This window comes from Nostoc sp. DedQUE07, assembly GCF_034530975.2.
Lineage (GTDB): Bacteria > Cyanobacteriota > Cyanobacteriia > Cyanobacteriales > Nostocaceae > Nostoc.
In genome coordinates this window covers 1-17,737 of the sequence record NZ_JAVRCC020000017.1, presented here as the reverse complement: position 1 = coordinate 17,737, position 17,737 = coordinate 1, and the positions used below count along the sequence as shown (strand labels likewise).

The window sequence follows — 17,737 nt, the reverse complement described above, 5'->3', positions numbered from 1 at the left end:
TCCCCATTATCCCTGTAAATGGCTAGAATCAAAGTGTTTACCTATTTGCGCTAAAGGTTTTGGCTACTGTATCTTGTCCCCACTGCCATCAACTTGTTGATAGTCAAGCTATTAGTTGTCCCTATTGTCGGACTACACTTAAAGCTTACGGTCATCCCGGTATTCCATTGCACCGCGCCGCTGGGGATGGGTATCTGTGCGACACCTGCACCTATCACGCTGATGATACTTGCAATTTTCCTAAACGTCCCTACGCCAAAGACTGTACCCTCTACCAAAATATTGAAGAGACAAAGTTAGAGTTGGAACAGCAGCGTTACACTAAGAGTTTTGCTGTAACTGTGAAAAGTTGGGTAAAACGCAATCAGGCTTTGCTGTTACTTTTGGGTTTATTATTGATCTGTTTGTTGTTCGTGATATTAAGGTCTTGATTTGGGTTCTCTGGGGAGTTAAGAATACAACGCTTCTGTGTTGAGTCTAATACAGAACTAAAAAGGGAGCATCTCACTTTTGCAAAAGTAAGATGCTCCCCTTTTATACGACGTGCCTTTAACAGTTGACCATCATCAGCACCAAATACAGTATTACTATCGCTTTGACCCACTAACCAGAAATCATTAGTCGCCTGCTAAAGCATACTTTGATGCTCTTGGATAATAAAGTAGCGTTTTTCAGCAGCAATACCAAATAAGAACTTGAGTGTACAACAATTCCGGTCTGCCAGCCAAACATTGTCTTCTTCAATAGTAGGTAAATCATACTATGCACTCCAGAATTACTGAAGAAAGTTGAAGGAGATGTTAAGCTGAAAATTATAGCGCGAACATTTACTCCTGTCTTAAAGGTGGTGAATTTAAGAAACCACTACTAACGAAATATGAAAAGTATTTATCAAATAGTTTAACATCCATTGGTGGACAAATAATTGTAGAATCTGCCAATCCATTGAGAGTATTTTGATAGTCATAATCAACTGTATTTTGATACAACTCCATGATTGTCAAAGAATTTTGATAGACTTTTTCAGACATCATCGGTAAAAGCGGATGTAAAACATTTTCCTGAGAGTGCCTGAAATTTGCAATTAGCTCATCTTTCCATTGAGTATATGGTAACTTCTTAAGTTGATAACCATAAGAACAAATAACCTCAAAAAGCTCGATGAGTGGAATATTTTGGTCTGGTGGCGGTACTATATGGAAAGCTTTTCCTAGAGATTCTTGTTTTTTAGATAAATGGACAATTGCTCTGCTGGCGTAATCCACAGGAATCATTTCTTCTTTTTGCTCTATGAGTTCAGGATAACTACCAAGCTGTATGCATCCTTTAATAACTCTAGGTACATAAGCATCTTTTGTATGAGCAATACCTGTTTTGCTATCTCCCATGAGAAACCCTGTTCTGAAGATGCTAACAGGTATTCCCCTAGACTTGGCAACCCATACAAGATTTTCGGCTACCCATTTGGTTTGAGAATAGCCGAGATCCAAAGCAACATAGTCTTTACAAAGCTGGATATCGTCATCTTCGTAAACTAGTTTTTGTCCTGTAAAATGGTTGATTGCACCAAAAACAGCAACGGTAGAAATGTAATGCATTGGTTTGACTTTGCCCATACAAGCTAATCTGAGAACTTCTTGAGTTCCGAGGACATTGGATGCCTTGATTGCAGAGTATGGTTTAGCAAAATTCACTTGGGCAGCACTGTGATAAATAGCATCAATTTGCAAACCCAATTTTTCAAACTGTTCAATAGGAAGACCCAAACATGGCTGTTCTAAGTCTCCCGGAATTGCAATTACATTAGAGCTAAAATTTGGGTGATGAAGGGAATATTTTTCTAGGTTTTGTTGAATCTTTTCTAACCCTTCATGCTCGTTCGGGGAGCGCACTAGGCAGTATATTTTTGCTTGAGTTTGATGTAGCAGTTCATCAATTAAAAAAGCCCCCAAAAAGCCTGTAGCTCCTGTGAGAAAAACATGACGCAATTCATCGACCTGAACAACAGTCCTTCCTTGAGCATCGATGGCGGGATCGAGTACTACCTCAGATTTTAGATCGATCGCACTGGTTAAAGCAGAAGCGCCATCTCGACGCACTGTCTCTATTACCTGAGCCAGCGCTTCTATGGTGGATTTTTCAAACAAGCTTTTTAGAGGTAAATCTACTTGAAAGATTTCTCTCACAAAAAAAATCAACCTAGATGCTAGTAGAGAATTACCGCCAAGCTCAAAGAAATTATCGTGAATCCCAACTTCTTCGATCGCTAAAACTCGGCGCCAAATTTCAGCCATTTGTGACTCAATCAGAGTACGAGGTGCGACAAATTTTGCTTCCAAATCGCTTCTATCCAATTCAGGCTCTGGTAGACTGCGAATATCTATATTGCCGTTGTATACTCGCTTAGTTTGCCGATCGCTAGGGAATGTTAACAGGGGTAAGTTGGAAATTGTCTGGTCTGGGTTAGAGACAATACTCTGTACTAGAGTAGAAAAATTTTCCACCATCAGAGCGATCGTCTCAGCTTTAAATAGGTCAGTATTATATTCCAAGTTGCCAGATATCCCTGCTGCTGTCTCGCGCAGTTCCAGGTATAGATCGAACTTGGATGTCCCGTTATCAATCTCCAGACGGTTCATTGTCAATCCGGGAACAGTTAGCTTAGGTCTTGGGGTATTCTGAAGATGAAACATCACTGAAATTAGTGGATTCTGGTTCAAGCCTCGCTCGATCTGTAGAGCATCAACTAGCTTCTCAAACGGGAAGTCTTGGTGAGTATAACCCGATAAAGCTACTTCCCGGACTCGACCTAACAACTGTCGGAAACTTGGAGAGTCAGACAAGTTGGTTCGCAATACCAAAGTATTGAGCAAAAACCCAATTAGCCCTTCTAATTCAGAACGGTGGCGATCGCTAATCGGAGCGCCTACTAAAATGTCTTCTTGCCCTGTGTAGCGAAATAGGAGTGTCTGGAATGCTGCCAACAAGGTCATAAACAAGGTAGTACCTTCTTGGCACGAGAGAACATTGAGGGCATCGGTTAGAGATTTGGGGATAACGACCGATTGACGCGCCCCCTGATATGTTGGCTCTAATGGTCGTGGATAATCGGTGGGCAATTCTAATATAGGTAGACTGCCACTCAAATGTTGCTGCCAATAAGCAAGCTTATTATCTAAAATTTCACCTTGTAGCCACTGCCGTTGCCAAGCTGCAAAGTCTGTATACTGAATAGCTAAATCAGGAAGGGGCGAAGGGTTGCCAGTGGAAAAAGCTTGATAGAGAGTTGACAGTTCCTCGAACAAAACACTTAAAGACCAATCATCACAAAGAATGTGGTGTAGGTTGAGGAGGAATATATGTTCCTCTGAACTCAATTGCAGCAATGTTGTTCGCAGCAATGGCCCTTGAGCTAAATCGAAAGGACGTTGGGCTTCTTTAAGTACGATCTGGTGGACTTGAGATTCTCGATCGTCTGGAGACAGCCCTTGGAGATTCACCACTAAGAGTTTGATGGGAAAAGTTGAGTGGATGACCTGTATGGGTTGTCCGTTCAAACTGGAATATGTAGTTCGGAGGACTTCATGACGTTTGATAATTTCATTCAAGCTCTGCTCTAATATTGTGGCGTTGAGTACACCTCTGAGGCGAAAGGCTTCAGGAACATTGTAAAAAGCATGATTGGGTACTAACTGGTCAATAAACCACAACCGTTCTTGCCCAAAGGAAAGCAGTAAATCGCCATCGCGCCCAATGGATTGTATTGGCACAACAGAATATCCTATGTCTTTCTGTTGTGCTTGTCTAATACTGTCAGCTATTTCAGAGATGGTGGGCGCTTCAAAGAAATGCCGCATTGATAACTCAACTTGAAAGATATCGCGGATACGGCAGAGGATCTGAAAGGCTAGTAAGGAATGTCCTCCCAACGCTAAGAAATTGTCATGAACGCCAATGTTTTTTAGACCCAATACAGTAGACCAAATTTCTGCTACTCGTTCCTCAATAGGCGTGCGAGGAGCAACAAACTTCTCATTTGCATTCAAAGTTTGAACGGGTGCTGGGAGTGCCTTACGATCGACTTTTCCGTTAGCTGTTAAGGGTAAAGCACTCAATTGCACAAAGCGAGAAGGGATCATGTAGTCGGGCAATTTCTGTTTGACAAAACGGCGTAAATTACCAATATTTGTGTCTGATGATTCGGGCTTGAGAACTACGTAAGCTACTAGGCGTTGGTCGCCAGGGGAAAATTCTTTAGCAATCACTACAACTTCTTGCACATCAGGATGTTGCCACAGTGCAGTTTCAATATCTCCTAGTTCAATCCGGAAGCCGCGAATCTTTACTTGTTGGTCAATGCGCCCAATATACTCAATGTTGCCGTCTGATAAGTAACGAGCTAAATCCCCAGTTTTATATAATTTACTCCCTCCTGCCTTCTGCCTCACTTCGGCTACGCTCAGTGACCGCCTGCCTCCTGCCTCCTCAAAAGGGTTGGGAATAAATCGCTGATCTGTCAGTTCTGGACGGTTGAGATAGCCTCTAGCTAGTCCCTCGCCGCCAATATATAGTTCTCCAGAAACACCTGTGGGGACTATCTGCATTTGTTCGTCCAACAGAAGACAGTATGTGTTGGTTATCGGACGACCGATAGTCACACTGCTATCACCTTTGTTAACTAAGGCAAATGTGGAATAGGTCGTATCTTCTGTAGGGCCGTATAGATTAAAGACTTTTTGAATATTATCCAACGTATATATCTGCTGCACCAAACGATTTTGCAGAGGTTCGCCGGCTAAGTTAACGATGCGAACAGAAGCGGGTATACCTTGAATTCTCAGTAACTCTGCGATCGCAGATGGCACTGTATTGATGAGAGTGACTTCTTGAGCGGCAAGTAAGTTAGGTAAATACAAGGCATTCTCTGCCAAAATCACCTTACCACCACAACTGAGGGGAACAAATATTTCAAAAACTGAGAGATCGAAACAAATAGATGTTGCTGCTAGTACTCCAGCTAGATCCTCGGTTGTAAAAACTTCTCTGGCCCAATGCAACAGAGCGACTGTGCTGTGATGTTCAATAGCTACCCCTTTCGGTTTACCAGTCGAACCGGAGGTGTAAATGACATAAGACAGGTTTTTATCTGTCGCTAGACAGGTTAAATTCTCCTGACTTTGTTGAATAATTACCTCTTTATCGCTATCTAGACAAACTATATGGGCCTGATGCTCTGGAAGCTTTGAAAGTAAATTTTGTTGTGTCAGCAGTATCGATAACTGTGAGTCCTCTAGCATTAAAGCTAGGCGCTCTGAGGGATAGGCTGGATCTAAGGGGACATAAGCTCCGCCTGCTTTGAGGATGGCTAATAGTCCAACAATCATTTCCAGCGATCGCTCTAGGCAAATGCCAACTAAAACCTCTGGTTTGACATTCAAGGTCTGTAGATAGTGCGCTAGTTGATTAGCTCGCTGGTTAAGTTCTTGATAAGAAATTTGTTTGTCTTCAAAAATGACCGCAATTTGCTCAGGTGTTTTTTCTACTTGATATTCAAACAACTGATTGATACATATATTACTTACGTAAGCTGCTGGATTTTCATACCATTCCAGAAGCAGCTGATCTACTTCTATCTTGGGTAAACTGAGGTCTTGTTGAAAACTTTCAGTAGAATTTTTCACAGTAAATTAGTAGTTTTTGATACTACTAACCTATTCTAAAATACTTAAATTGGCTAGTCACAATGAAAAGTTTTTACGCTGAAGTTGACACATATCAGCAATGCTGTGCCCCTACCGCGTGGTCTATTTACCTGAAAATAGCTGTAAGATATAGCCTTGGCTCTGACTGGTTAAGAGCCTCCAGGCTCTTAACCCATTCTGGAAGGCTCCGCCTCCAGAGACTTCTTGGCATTTGTAGGGAAAAGGGTAAAGGGTAAAGGGGAAAGAAGAAACCTTTAACCTTTACCCTTTAACCTTTTCCCCAAATCCAATTCCGAGTTAAAAATCCACAAAGCGTGCAGTATTGTAAAGGTATGGAATTTTTTCAAACCCAGTAACCTTTCCCCAACCGGAAAGTAAAAGTAACTTTTGCAAGATGTCTAATAGATAGGGAGAACAATCTCAAATTCAGTTCCCTCAGTGGGCTGAGAACGCACAGTTAAAGTACCGCGATGTTGTTGGATAATGGAATAGCAGACAAATAAGCCCAAACCTTGACCGCGACCAATGGGTTTTGTAGTGAAAAACGGTTCAAAAATTCGCTCTTGCAGATTTACAGGAATGCTACTATCTGTATTGGCGATCGCAATTCGTAACCATTCACGATCTATTACTCCAGTACGAATCCGAATTTCTGGGTGTTGGCTGCTTTGGGCATTATCTCGAATCGCATCAATGGCATTGTTAATCAGATTTAGGAAGACTTGATTCAACTGGCTAGGATAGCAAGTCACCAGAGGTAGATTGCCATACTCCTTAATGACGCGCACTTCGGGTTGATTTTCAGAAGCTTGTAAGCGATGTTGCAAAATTAACAGCGTACTTTCAATCCCACTGTGTAAATCTACAGCTTTGATTTCGGCTTCATCTAAGCGAGCAAAGTTGCGTAAACTCTGGACAATTTTGCTGATGCGATCGCTACCAATCTTCATAGATTCTAAGGTTTTATTAGCATCTTTAAACAGAAAATCAAGCTCAATTTCTTCCTTCATCGCTTGAATAGCTGGATTATGTTGGGGATATTCCTGCTGATAAAGTATCAGCAAACGCATCATATCTTGAATGTAATTTTCTGTATGGGTGAGATTACCCTTAATAAAATTAACTGGATTGTTAATTTCGTGAGCAATACCAGCTACCAATTGACCCAAGGATGACATTTTTTCGCTATGAATTAATTGTCCTTGAGTTTGCTGCAATTTTTTCAAGGTCTGCTCTAAATCTTGGGCTTTTTGGTTGAGAGCTTGGGTTTTGTGTTCTACCTCTGCTTCTAGGGTGTAAGAATAGTTTTCGGTTTGTTGATACAAACGAGCATTTTCCATAGAGATAGCGGCTTGACTAGTTAGGAGTTGGAGAATCTCGATGCGATCGCTAGTAAAAGCGCCTAAAATTAAGTTGTTCTCCAGGTACAAAATACCGATGAGTTTTCCTTGGCGACTAATGGGAGTACATAAAACTGATTTGGGCTGGTGAGTGAGAATGTAGCGATCGCTGGCAAATTGCACTGCTGTACTCAAGTCTTCAAACACAGCCGTCTCTTGAGTTCTTGCTACTGCATAAATCAAACTTTGGGGAATTTCTGAGTATTGCTCCAGGGGAATTTCTAAAGTTTTTACCAGTTCTCGATCGGCTTGAGCTACAACTAACCATTGTTCCTCTTGGCGAAGAACCAAATGACCGATTTGGGCGCCAGCATTGGCGATCGCGATCTGCATCAAGGTTGCCAACAGTTTCTCTAATTCAATTTCTTGAGAGATGGCTTGTGCGGCTTTCATCACCGCTTGTAAATCTAAGTATAAATTTTGGTTGCTAGAACTTTTAGTTACACTTCTCATCAAAGTTAAGGGGATGGTTGCCGTAGATGTGATAGCAATATTAGGCGATTGGAGAATAGCTGTTAGTAGTTGCGGATATTGTTCTTCTAAATGGGCAACTTTCGCCTTTGCACCCCAATGAGCGTAGCAGTAGTAGGCTTGTTGCATATAGTCTGCGGCCAGCTTCTCTTTGCCCCAAGCTAGATAGAATTTGGCGGCCAGCTCATTGCTGAGTGCTTCTTCTTGGATGTAGTTGTTTTCTTTTGCCCCCTGAATGGCTTTTTTATAGTAGGTCATTGCGTCTAAATGACCCAAAATTTTTGCCCGCTCTGCTTCAACTAAATCGTATTTGTGTTGATGATTGGCAGGAGCGTGAAACGCCCACTGACTCATCATTTTCTGGTTTTCTGCAACTTTTTCTAGTACCGATTGTTGCTCTGCTTCATTGCCATTTGAACAGGTAGCCAAAAGAGCGAGGGAGTAATAGAAATTATGTTCGGCAAACTGCAAGAAGCCAACCATGTTTCCCAGGTATTTTTCGGCTTCTTGAGCATGGATAAGTGCCTGCTGATAGTCCTCAAAGATGAACAGAAGAATGGTCTTTGCCAGATGGAGCAGGAACAAGAGAGTTCCGTTTTGAGTTTCAATTAAAATCGGCAGCATTTTTTGCTCGTCGAAACTCTCTCCAACTAGTATTAAGGGATTTTCTGCTGCTCCCATCAAATTCAACACCAGCTGACGACAAATCTGGCTGAAATAAATTTGATATTCTTGTTTGAATTTCAACAACAGATCGATGTATTTTTGCTGTTGCTGATTTACCTGCTCCAGTGCTTCACCGATGAAGAAAAGATAGTTACAGTAGGAGGCGGCGTTGTAGCAGGCATACTCTACATCACCCATTTCTAATCCAACCTGAATAGCTTCACGTAAAGGAGCGATCGTTTTGCGAGCGGGTTCTTGCCAGTGCCGCACAAACACATCAAAAATGTTAACCACTTTTGCATACAATTTCCTGTCGTTGAAGCGCTCCAGCAATTTTAATCCTAATTGTCCAAACCGATAGCCTTTTTCAATTCCGGTTGGGGTACCACATAGAACCAGGCCATAGAAAGTGTAGCCAAATGCTGAAAATGCCGAATTGCCAAATTGAATCGATAGGTTCACTAGTGTGTAAGCAATCGGTGGTAACAACTCTGGTTTAGCGTTCAGGCTGGGAGTGACCATTGCGATCGCAATTCGCATGGCTGCTAACTTGTGCGGATCGAGCATCTCTGGAAGGTTAATTAAATCCTCGATCGCTAACTCCTGTGGAGGTTCTTTAAACAGCGGTTCGCCCAAAAATTCCAGCACTTGCAGACAGATGTCGATTGCTGCCAGCATTTGATTCTGAGCAATGTAGAAATAGATTTTGATTTCATACATCTTGACCTTTTGCAGCAAATCCTGGGCGTGCTGAAGAACAATTTCTGAAAGCCGTTCTGCCTGCTCGAAATGGGCAGTCAGGTACTCAATTTCAGCCGCTTCTGTATAAAGGGCAAGGGTCAGGTCGTAACGATCTGACCAACCGTTTTCTGGGAGCGCTGCCAGCCCTGCTGTGAAGTATTTATTTGCCATTTCATAGGCGGTTGCTGCCTTGGCTTTTTGTCCTGCAAGCAGGTTCAGTTGAGCTAGATCCAATTCTTGCAGCCTGGAGATTTCGTCACCATTTTGTGCATTCAACAATCCAGGAGAACTTTTTTGAGATGTCAATTTCAGACCGTAGTTCAATTGATTGACAATTTCAAAAATTTTCCCTTCTCGCTCTGCTTCCGGCGTATTTGCCCACAGTTGTTGCCCGATTTGGAAGTGGATAGACTGTTTTCGATCTTCTGGAATCAAACCATAGGCAGTTTGTTGGACGCGATCGTGCAAGAATTTATAAGGAACGACAATCTCACCACCGCGATCGATATGGTCTGAGTTATTTGATTGGAAGAACTTGTAGGTTTCGCTAATCGGGAGAATCAGCCCTTCTTGTAACGCCGTCCATAGGTTGGTCGCTATATCAATCAGTGATTTTTCAGAAACCATTGCCAAGGTCTTCAAATCAAATTGGTTGCCAATACAAGCCGCCAGTTTCAAAAGCTCCTGTGTATCCACCGGAAGTTTTTGTAACTGCAATGCCATGAACTCTACCACTCCATCGGTCAATGCCAACTGCCGCACCGAAGCCAGATCGCATTGCCAGTAACCCAGTTCTGGCTGGAACTGAATGCAACCCTCTTCGTGTAGTGCTTTGAGAAACTGCGTTGTAAAAAAGGGATTCCCTTTGGTTTTCTGATATACCAATTGCGTCAGGGGTTGAGCCAGTTCATTGGGACAACTTAAGGTGTCTGCCACCAATTGATTCACCGTTATTTCGGACAAGGGTTGCAGGGCAATGGTATTGACGGTAGCTTGGGCTTGCTGAATCTGTTCCAGCGTTAGTATCAAGGGATGAGTCGGAAAAACTTCATTATCTCGATAAGCACCCAGAATGAGTAAATATCCAGAATTGGCTTCACCGATCAATAATTGCAGCAAATTCAAAGAAGCCGAGTCTGCCCATTGCAAGTCATCCAGAAACATCACTAGCGGATGCTCAGGGGTGGTGAAAACCTCGATAAATTTCTGAAATAGCAAATTAAAACGATTTTGGGCAGCATTACCAGATAGTTCTGGGACTGGCGGCTGTTGACCGATAATTCGCTCTAGTTCCGGGATCACATCAACAATTGCTTGTCCGTTTTCACCTACAGCAACCAAAATTTTTGCTTTCCACGCCGCCAATTGGACATTACTCTCACTCAGCAGTTGTCCCATCAGATCGCGAAAGGCTTGCATAAAGCCACTAAACGGAATATTACGCTGAAACTGATCGTACTTGCCTTTGATGAAGTAACCGCGTTGTCTGACAATCGGTTTATGGACTTCATTGATCGCCACAGTTTTACCAATCCCGGAAAATCCTGCTACTAGCATCATTTCTGAACTGCCATTAGCGACGCGCTCAAAAGCTTTGAGCAAGGTTGTAACTTCTGTGTTTCGCCCATAGAGTTTTTCGGGGATAATGAAGCGATCGCACACATCCCGTTGTCCCAAGACAAAGGTTTCTATTCTACCCGTTGCTTTCCATTGATTGAGACAGCATTCTAAGTCATATTTCAAACCCAAGGCGCTTTGATACCGATCTTCGGCATTTTTCGCCATTAACTTCAATACTATCTCTGAGGCGATCGCGGGAATTTCTGGATTAATACTGTGTGGAGCGAGTGGCAGCTTGGCTAAATGACAGTGTACTAACTCCATCGGATCGTTGGATTGAAAGGGTAATTGTCCAGTCAAAAGTTCGTACAATGTCACCCCTAAAGCATAGAAATCACTGCGGTAATCAATGCCGCGATTCATTCGTCCGGTTTGCTCTGGGGAAAGATAGGCAAGGGTTCCTTCCAAGACATTCGGATTTTGGATTTCCTGGGTTTCGCGGGGGAGGAGGGAGGCAATGCTAAAGTCAATCAGCTTGACTTGTTGTGATTCTGGATGAATCAGAATGTTGGCAGGTTTGATATCTTTGTGGATGACTCGATGCTGGCAAACATCATGGAGAATATCAGCAATTTGTCGGGCTATTTCTAAAAATTCCCCTAAAGATAGGGAATAATTTTGGGTATAATCCCGTAGGGAAATGCCGCCAAAGTCTTCCATCACTAAGGCATAGCTGTTAGCGTATGCTTCTAGGCTTAATGGATGGATTATGCCAGGAATGTTGAGATTTTTGGTAATTGCATACTCATTACGAAACTGTAATAACTCGTTAAAGTTGGGGTAGTCTTGCCGTAATAGTTTAATCACCACCGGACGCTGACTTGACTCCTGCACTGCTCGATAAACTATTGTCTGAGAACCTGCATATAGCTGCTTAACAATGGCATAACCAGGGATATACGGCAATGGATTTGAATCGGGGATTGCTGCCAGCGTCGTCATAGGGTCAAGTTAAAATTTTGAGAAGAAGTTGATAATTTTAATATTTCCCAAGAATTTGGCAGAATAAACATTCCGTAACTTGTATACATAATTAATTGAGCCACAACTAGGCAAAATTCAATGCTGTTTGCACGAAGATTAGACCTCTTGCAAAAGTAATTTTTGCAAGAGGCGGTAAAAGGGGAAAGGTAAAAGGGAAAAGGTTTTTATTGTTCCTTTCCCCTTTCCCCCTTACCCTTTTACCGACAAATGCCAAGAAGTCTATTGTCAATGACAGTTATATCAACAACTATGCGAACAGTTAGTGTAGTATTTCTAGATTCAAAAGAAAGCAATGCGATTTTGTGAGACGATCCACCTAGAGAGCGATCGCTAATCAACTCTTATCTATAAATTGAATAAAGTGTGGCAATTTCTTCAAAAGCTTCATCCAAAATTGCCACTATCGGGAATAGTCAAAAATAACAAACCATACTCAATCTTTAATCTTCAAGCTGTGATGATTTTGGATGCTTCTGCAATTTTCAAACTGTGGTAATTTTGGATGTTTCCGCAATCGGTTCAACTTGTATCAACGGCGCTTTTTCTTCAAAGATGGCTAAGTCAAACCAAAAAGTGGTGCCAATGCCGACTTCACTCACTAGATGGACTTTACTACGATGTCTGTCGATGATATTTCTAACAATCGATAAACCTAAACCCGTACCTTCTAGGGTGTGAACTCGGTTTTCTACGCGGAAAAAGCGTTCAAAAATTGAGTGTTGATCTTCTGTGGCGATGCCAATTCCAGTATCGGAAATTTCAATCCGCACTGGTACAGATTCGCTGTGACTGGGGTTGAAATCTAGTTGGTAGGCGCGGATTGCTACTTTACCACCGGCTTTGGTGAATTTAAGCGCATTACCAATTAGGTTGCCAAACACTTGTACTAACAGATCGTAATTACCCAATACTAGCGGCAAATTAGGGGCAACTTCCTGAACAAGTTCAACACCTTTATCTTTGGCATTGAGTTGGTAAGTACGCAAGGTTTGCTCGATCGCTTGGGCCAAATCTACGCCATCAAAGCTGTAGTTGCGACCAGATTCGAGTTTTGATAAATCCAAAACATCGTTAACTAGGCGGGTGAGGCGATCGGTTTCATGGTTGACTGTTTGCAGAAACTCTTGCCGTTCTTGTAAAGCCAAGTCTTCGCCGTAGTCGTGCAGGGTTTCAATATAAGTTTTAATGTTAAATAGAGGCGTTCGCAGTTCGTGAGAAACGTTGCTGATAAATTGACTTTTTGCCTCGTTTAGTTCGACTTCACGGGTTATATCTTGAATAGTAATCGCAATACCTTTGATGCTTTCTCTTTGCAGGTTGAGTACTGTAGTCAAAAGAATGCGGATCGTCCGTGGGGTGGGTTGGTTAATAAAAATTCGGAATTCGGCGCTTTCGCATTCGCCTACTGCCATTTCGTACAAGGGACGGGTGATTTCGATTTGTACTGATGCTGGCAAGTGATGCAAGACATTGCAACCGACTACATTAGCGGCTTCCCAGCCAAAAATTCGCTCTGCTGTGGGGTTGACTAAAATCACCTGCATGTTGTTGTCAATCAACACAGCACCATCTGCGATCGTGGAAACTAAAGTTTCTAGCTTGGCTTTTTCTGCGGTTAGTTCTTCAATGTTCTGTTCTTCATAGCGCTCTAATCGCTCTGCCATCTCATTAAAGCTGAAAATTAATTCTCCTAGTTCGCCGCCTAAAGGTAAATTAATCCGCTGCTTAAAATTCCCGGTAGCAATTTGCTTTACCCCCACCAGTAGTTCTTTAATCGGCTTGGTGATGGTCAAAGCGTTAATCACTCCTGCCAAAATCACCATTACCCAAATTGTGATAAAAACGGCAATGGTGACATCGCGGGTAAAATTGGTAGAGATAACAGCGGTTTGATTGGGGTTGAACCCGATCGCTAATACACCTAAGTATTTTTTATTGACAATCAGGGGAATAAATACATCGGTGACTGTTCCATCTGGGGTTGTGTGTTGCCGCACCATCGGCTTTTCCCCATCACCAGGATAATCTTCTGGCAGTTGTATCCGCCGTTTAATGGTAAGAGAATTTTCTACCTCGGCTTCCCAAAAAGGAATGCCAAAAAAGATTTCCCCGTTTTCATCGGCATAAAGCATATAACGCACGCTAGAGGTGCTGCTATAGAAACGTTGGGAAAATCGGGCAACCTCCGTGAGATTATTGTCCGCGACCAAGGGGGCAACGTTGGCAGCAAGCAGCAGCCCCAAATCACGACCAAAGCGGGTATCATTCATCTGCGCATCCTGCTGGATTGTATTTACAGCCCAGAAGGTTAAACCACTCATCACCAACGAAACTACCATTGTGGCCACAGCCAGCAGTTTAGTTTGGAGAGTGAACTCCGACCACCAACTTGCGATCGCATCTCGAATTGATTTGAACAGACTTAGCATCTTAAATAAAGTTGTTAGTAGTCTTTGTTATAAAGCCCAACAACTTAAAAATTAACAGTTAATTTGACAAATATGTTAGGGAAATGGGGAATGAGGCATCCCTTCTCTGCGAGACGCTACGCGAACGGCTTCTCTGCGAGACGCTACGCGAACGCTCAGGGCAAGTGGGCATTGAGCAAAACAGTTCCAAGTTCCAAGTAACATAAGTGAGATTACCAATTCAGCACTGGCTCAACGCCCTGCACTCAGAACTCCTGAAGGGTATTAGGCATTAGTTTAACTTTCTCTCTCCTGTTTTCCTCAAACCCCAACAACTAAAAAATTAGCGATCGTTAGGATGCTACTGCAAAATCTGTGTACTGCCGCATTTTAGGCTCATGGAATGCCAAAACTATATCTTCTTTGGCAACACCTGCACGAACTAGGTCAGTTGCGATTCCATCTTCAGTCCAATCTTCCTCAATCCAGAATTTGCCATCTCGAATCCGAACGTAGACAGTCATACCAGTAATGCGTTCGCCATTTTGCCAACCAAGGTTCATCCAAATATAGTGACCCTTTGGCTCATCGATAATTAAGAATCTTTCGATGTCTCGGTTAGAACGACGGTTGCATAGTTCTACGTACTCAGTAAGGATACGCTTAATTATCTGGGGATACTCAGTTAATTTATCCATTAACCACTTTATGCCCTATATCTTTTCGGTAATACATCCTTTGAAACTGAATATGTTTGATACTAGCGTAGGCTTGAGCGATCGCTTGCTCAAAATTTTCTCCGATTCCGGTCACATTTAATACTCGACCCCCATCTGTGACTATTTCTTGTTGCTGGTTCAATTTCGTACCTGCATGAAATACAGTTGCTCCTGCTGCTTCTGCCTGCTCAATGCCAGTAATCACCTGCCCCTTTTGATATTCTCCTGGATAACCACCGGAAGCGGCAACGACAGTCGCAGATGCTCCCCCTTTCCAAGCAATGGGCGGCAATTCACTTAAGCGCTGCTGTACGCAAGCTAGAATCAATTCTTCTAGGGGTGTTTCTAACAGTGGTAAAATCACCTGGGTTTCGGGATCGCCAAAGCGACAGTTAAATTCCAAAACCTTCAAATCGCCATCGGGTGCAATCATTAACCCAGCATACAGCACGCCTCGGTAATCAATGCCTTTAGCTCTTAAGGTGGCGATCGCTCTTTCTAATACTTCTGTTTGAATGCGTGCCATCAACTCTGGTGTAGCGATGGGTGCGGGGCTATATGCTCCCATCCCGCCAGTATTTTCGCCTGTATCGCCGTCACCAATCCGCTTATGATCTTGCGCTGGCAACAAGGGTCTAATTGTTAACCCATCAGTCAACGCTAAAACTGACACTTCTTGCCCAATCAAACATTCTTCAATGACGACAAACTCACCAGCATTGCCAAATTGCCCTTGAAAAATTGCATCAATGGCACTTTCTGCTTGTGTAACTGTTTCAGCCACCGTTACACCCTTACCAGCCGCCAAGCCATCAGCTTTAACAACAATGGGCGCTCCCTGAGATTTGACGTAAGATTTTGCTGCCGCAGCTTCCGTAAATACCGCAGCCCGTGCCGTTGGAATCCCTGCTTCTTGCATCAGGGCTTTTGCCCAAGCTTTACTCGCTTCAATTTGCGCTCCGGCTCTGACTGGCCCAAATACCATCAATCCTTTATTTTGGAGGTAATCTGTGATTCCCTTAGATAGGGGAACTTCTGGGCCAACTATTACCAGAGTTATGCCATGTTCTAGAGCATATCGGCTCATTCCCTCAAAATCGTCTACTGCTAAGGGCAAGTTCTGGCAACGTTCCATACTTGCCGTCCCCCCATTCCCTGGTACACAGATAACTTGCTCAATTTGCTTAGATTGCAACAGTTTCCACGCCAGAGCGTGTTCGCGCCCTCCATTACCAACGACTAAAACTTTCACTGATTTCCTCGTGCGTCCCTTGCAAAATGAGAATACCTTAACTGCTCTCGCGGATCAATTTTTTCATCAATTTTCACACTTGTGCAAGTTTCTGATGATTTAGTATACCTGTTGTAAAAGTCCCCTAAAATTCCACTCCCCTTAATCCCCCCGATATATTGAGCTACGGTGTACACACAAACCCTGGATTTACCCCCCTTAGTCCCCCCTTATAAAGGGGGGAAATAAGAAATCTTGTTCCCTCCCCTTGTAAAGGGGAGGGTTAGGGTGGGGTAAAACCTTGGGTTTTTTAGCTATTTCAGACTTGTGTGTACACCGTAGCCTTTACAAGGGGAGGGTTAGGGTGGGGTAAAACCTTGGGTTTTTCAGCTATTTTAGTTATTGAATTCCAACTGCATTTATTTTAAAAATTAAATTTAACTAATTAGTAAAATTTTAGTTTTTATTATTAGTAATTACTCCATCAAGTTCATAACACATTTTTAGCATAAATGTATTAGTTTAATTATCTTTTATGCTGATATAATTCAACCTATCTATAAAATAATCTTCAATTAATAACCGATTTTTGATTATAATTATTAACCTGTGAATATCGCGGTTAATCAGGATAGAAAAAATCGGCAACATGGCTAAAATTATCGTTACTGGAGTCGCAGGCTTTATTGGTTCTCATCTTGCAGAAACATTGCTACAACAAGGAAACGAAGTAATCGGGATTGATGAATTTAATGATTATTACGATCCGATGTTAAAGCGAAACAATGTTGCACACTTGTATCGTTTACCTAATTTTGCATTAATTGAAGGAGATATGCAGTTTTTAGATTGGCAGAAACTCCTAAAAGATGTTGATGTAGTTTACCATCAAGCGGCACAAGCAGGGGTCAGAGCAAGTTGGGGTAAAGCTTTTCGAGGCTATACAGAACGAAATGTTAACGCTACACAAGTTTTGCTGGAAGCAGCTAAGGATGCTAAACACTTAAAAAGATTAGTGTTTGCCTCTTCATCTAGTGTATATGGTGATGCAGAAACATTACCTACCCACGAAAAAATTTGTCCTCAACCGGTTTCTCCTTACGGCATTACCAAGCTAGCAGCAGAGTTTTTGTGTGAATTGTATTACAAAAACTTTGGTGTGCCCTGTGTGACATTGCGCTATTTTACAGTTTATGGCCCCAAACAGCGCCCAGATATGGCATTTCATAAATTTTTTCAATCCATTTTGCACGATGAGGCGATTCCTATTTACGGCGATGGCCAGCAAACGCGGGAGTTTACCTTTGTTAGTGATATTGTCGCCGCTAATTTAGCCGCCGCTACCGCACCCCAAGCAGTGGGAGAAATCTTTAATATCGGTGGTGGGAGCAGGGTGGTTTTAGCAGAAGTTTTAAATACGATTGAAGAAATTGTTGGGAAGCCAATCAAAAGAAACCACATAGAAAAAGCGATGGGAGACGCGCGCCACACGGCTGCTGATGTATCTAAAGCACAGAAAATTCTCGGATATCAACCGCAAGTCTCTCTAAAAGAGGGTTTGACGCAGGAATGGGAGTGGGTGAAATCTTTGTATTCCCTATCTTCCTAATTTTCCTTATTCTCTTTATCCCTTAGCTAGTAGTCAAACAACACCTTGGCGCACAGCACGCTTGCGTAGGCGTAGCCCGTCGTAGACATCGCTTTTACGAGTACCCCCAGCCATCTGATACTCATGGCTATTATTACCATATTTATAAGCAATACCACGCAAAATTTTCTCAGAATAGTCTGCTAA

The 17,737-nt window shown here is 42.6% G+C and carries 7 protein-coding genes; 2 read left to right on the top strand and 5 right to left on the bottom strand.

Going from position 1 to position 17,737, the window contains the following annotated elements:
- The first annotated feature begins 59 nt into the window (after positions 1-59).
- Positions 60-431 (top strand): zinc ribbon domain-containing protein, encoded by a 372-nt coding sequence (locus RMZ95_RS15220; RefSeq protein WP_322682681.1) that lies wholly within the window; start codon positions 60-62, stop codon positions 429-431.
- 396 nt (positions 432-827) lie between these two features.
- On the opposite strand, the gene RMZ95_RS15215 is transcribed toward RMZ95_RS15220, so the two are convergent.
- The 5 genes from RMZ95_RS15215 to purD all read right to left on the bottom strand — a co-directional run bounded on the left by RMZ95_RS15215 (position 828) and on the right by purD (position 15,963).
- Entirely contained in the window at positions 828-5,681 is a 4,854-nt protein-coding gene (locus RMZ95_RS15215) for a non-ribosomal peptide synthetase (protein ID WP_322682680.1), read from the bottom strand.
- 419 nt (positions 5,682-6,100) lie between these two features.
- A complete protein-coding gene (locus tag RMZ95_RS15210) occupies positions 6,101-11,542 on the bottom strand; it encodes an AAA family ATPase (protein ID WP_322682679.1) in 5,442 nt (1,813 codons plus the stop codon).
- 524 nt (positions 11,543-12,066) lie between these two features.
- Positions 12,067-14,013, bottom strand: a complete 1,947-nt coding sequence (nblS, locus tag RMZ95_RS15205) for a two-component system sensor histidine kinase NblS (protein ID WP_322682678.1) — start codon at positions 14,011-14,013, stop codon at positions 12,067-12,069.
- Positions 14,014-14,345: 332 nt separating this feature from the next.
- Complete coding sequence (locus RMZ95_RS15200) at positions 14,346-14,690, bottom strand: XisI protein (RefSeq protein ID WP_322682677.1); 345 nt, start codon at positions 14,688-14,690, stop codon at positions 14,346-14,348.
- A complete protein-coding gene (gene purD, locus RMZ95_RS15195; RefSeq protein WP_322682676.1) occupies positions 14,683-15,963 on the bottom strand; it encodes a phosphoribosylamine--glycine ligase in 1,281 nt (426 codons plus the stop codon). The genes RMZ95_RS15200 and purD overlap by 8 nt, the downstream gene beginning before the upstream one ends.
- 628 nt (positions 15,964-16,591) lie before the next feature.
- On the opposite strand from purD, the gene RMZ95_RS15190 reads away from it, so the two are divergent.
- A complete protein-coding gene (locus RMZ95_RS15190; protein WP_322682675.1) occupies positions 16,592-17,551 on the top strand; it encodes an NAD-dependent epimerase/dehydratase family protein in 960 nt (319 codons plus the stop codon).
- The last annotated feature ends 186 nt before the right edge of the window (positions 17,552-17,737 follow it).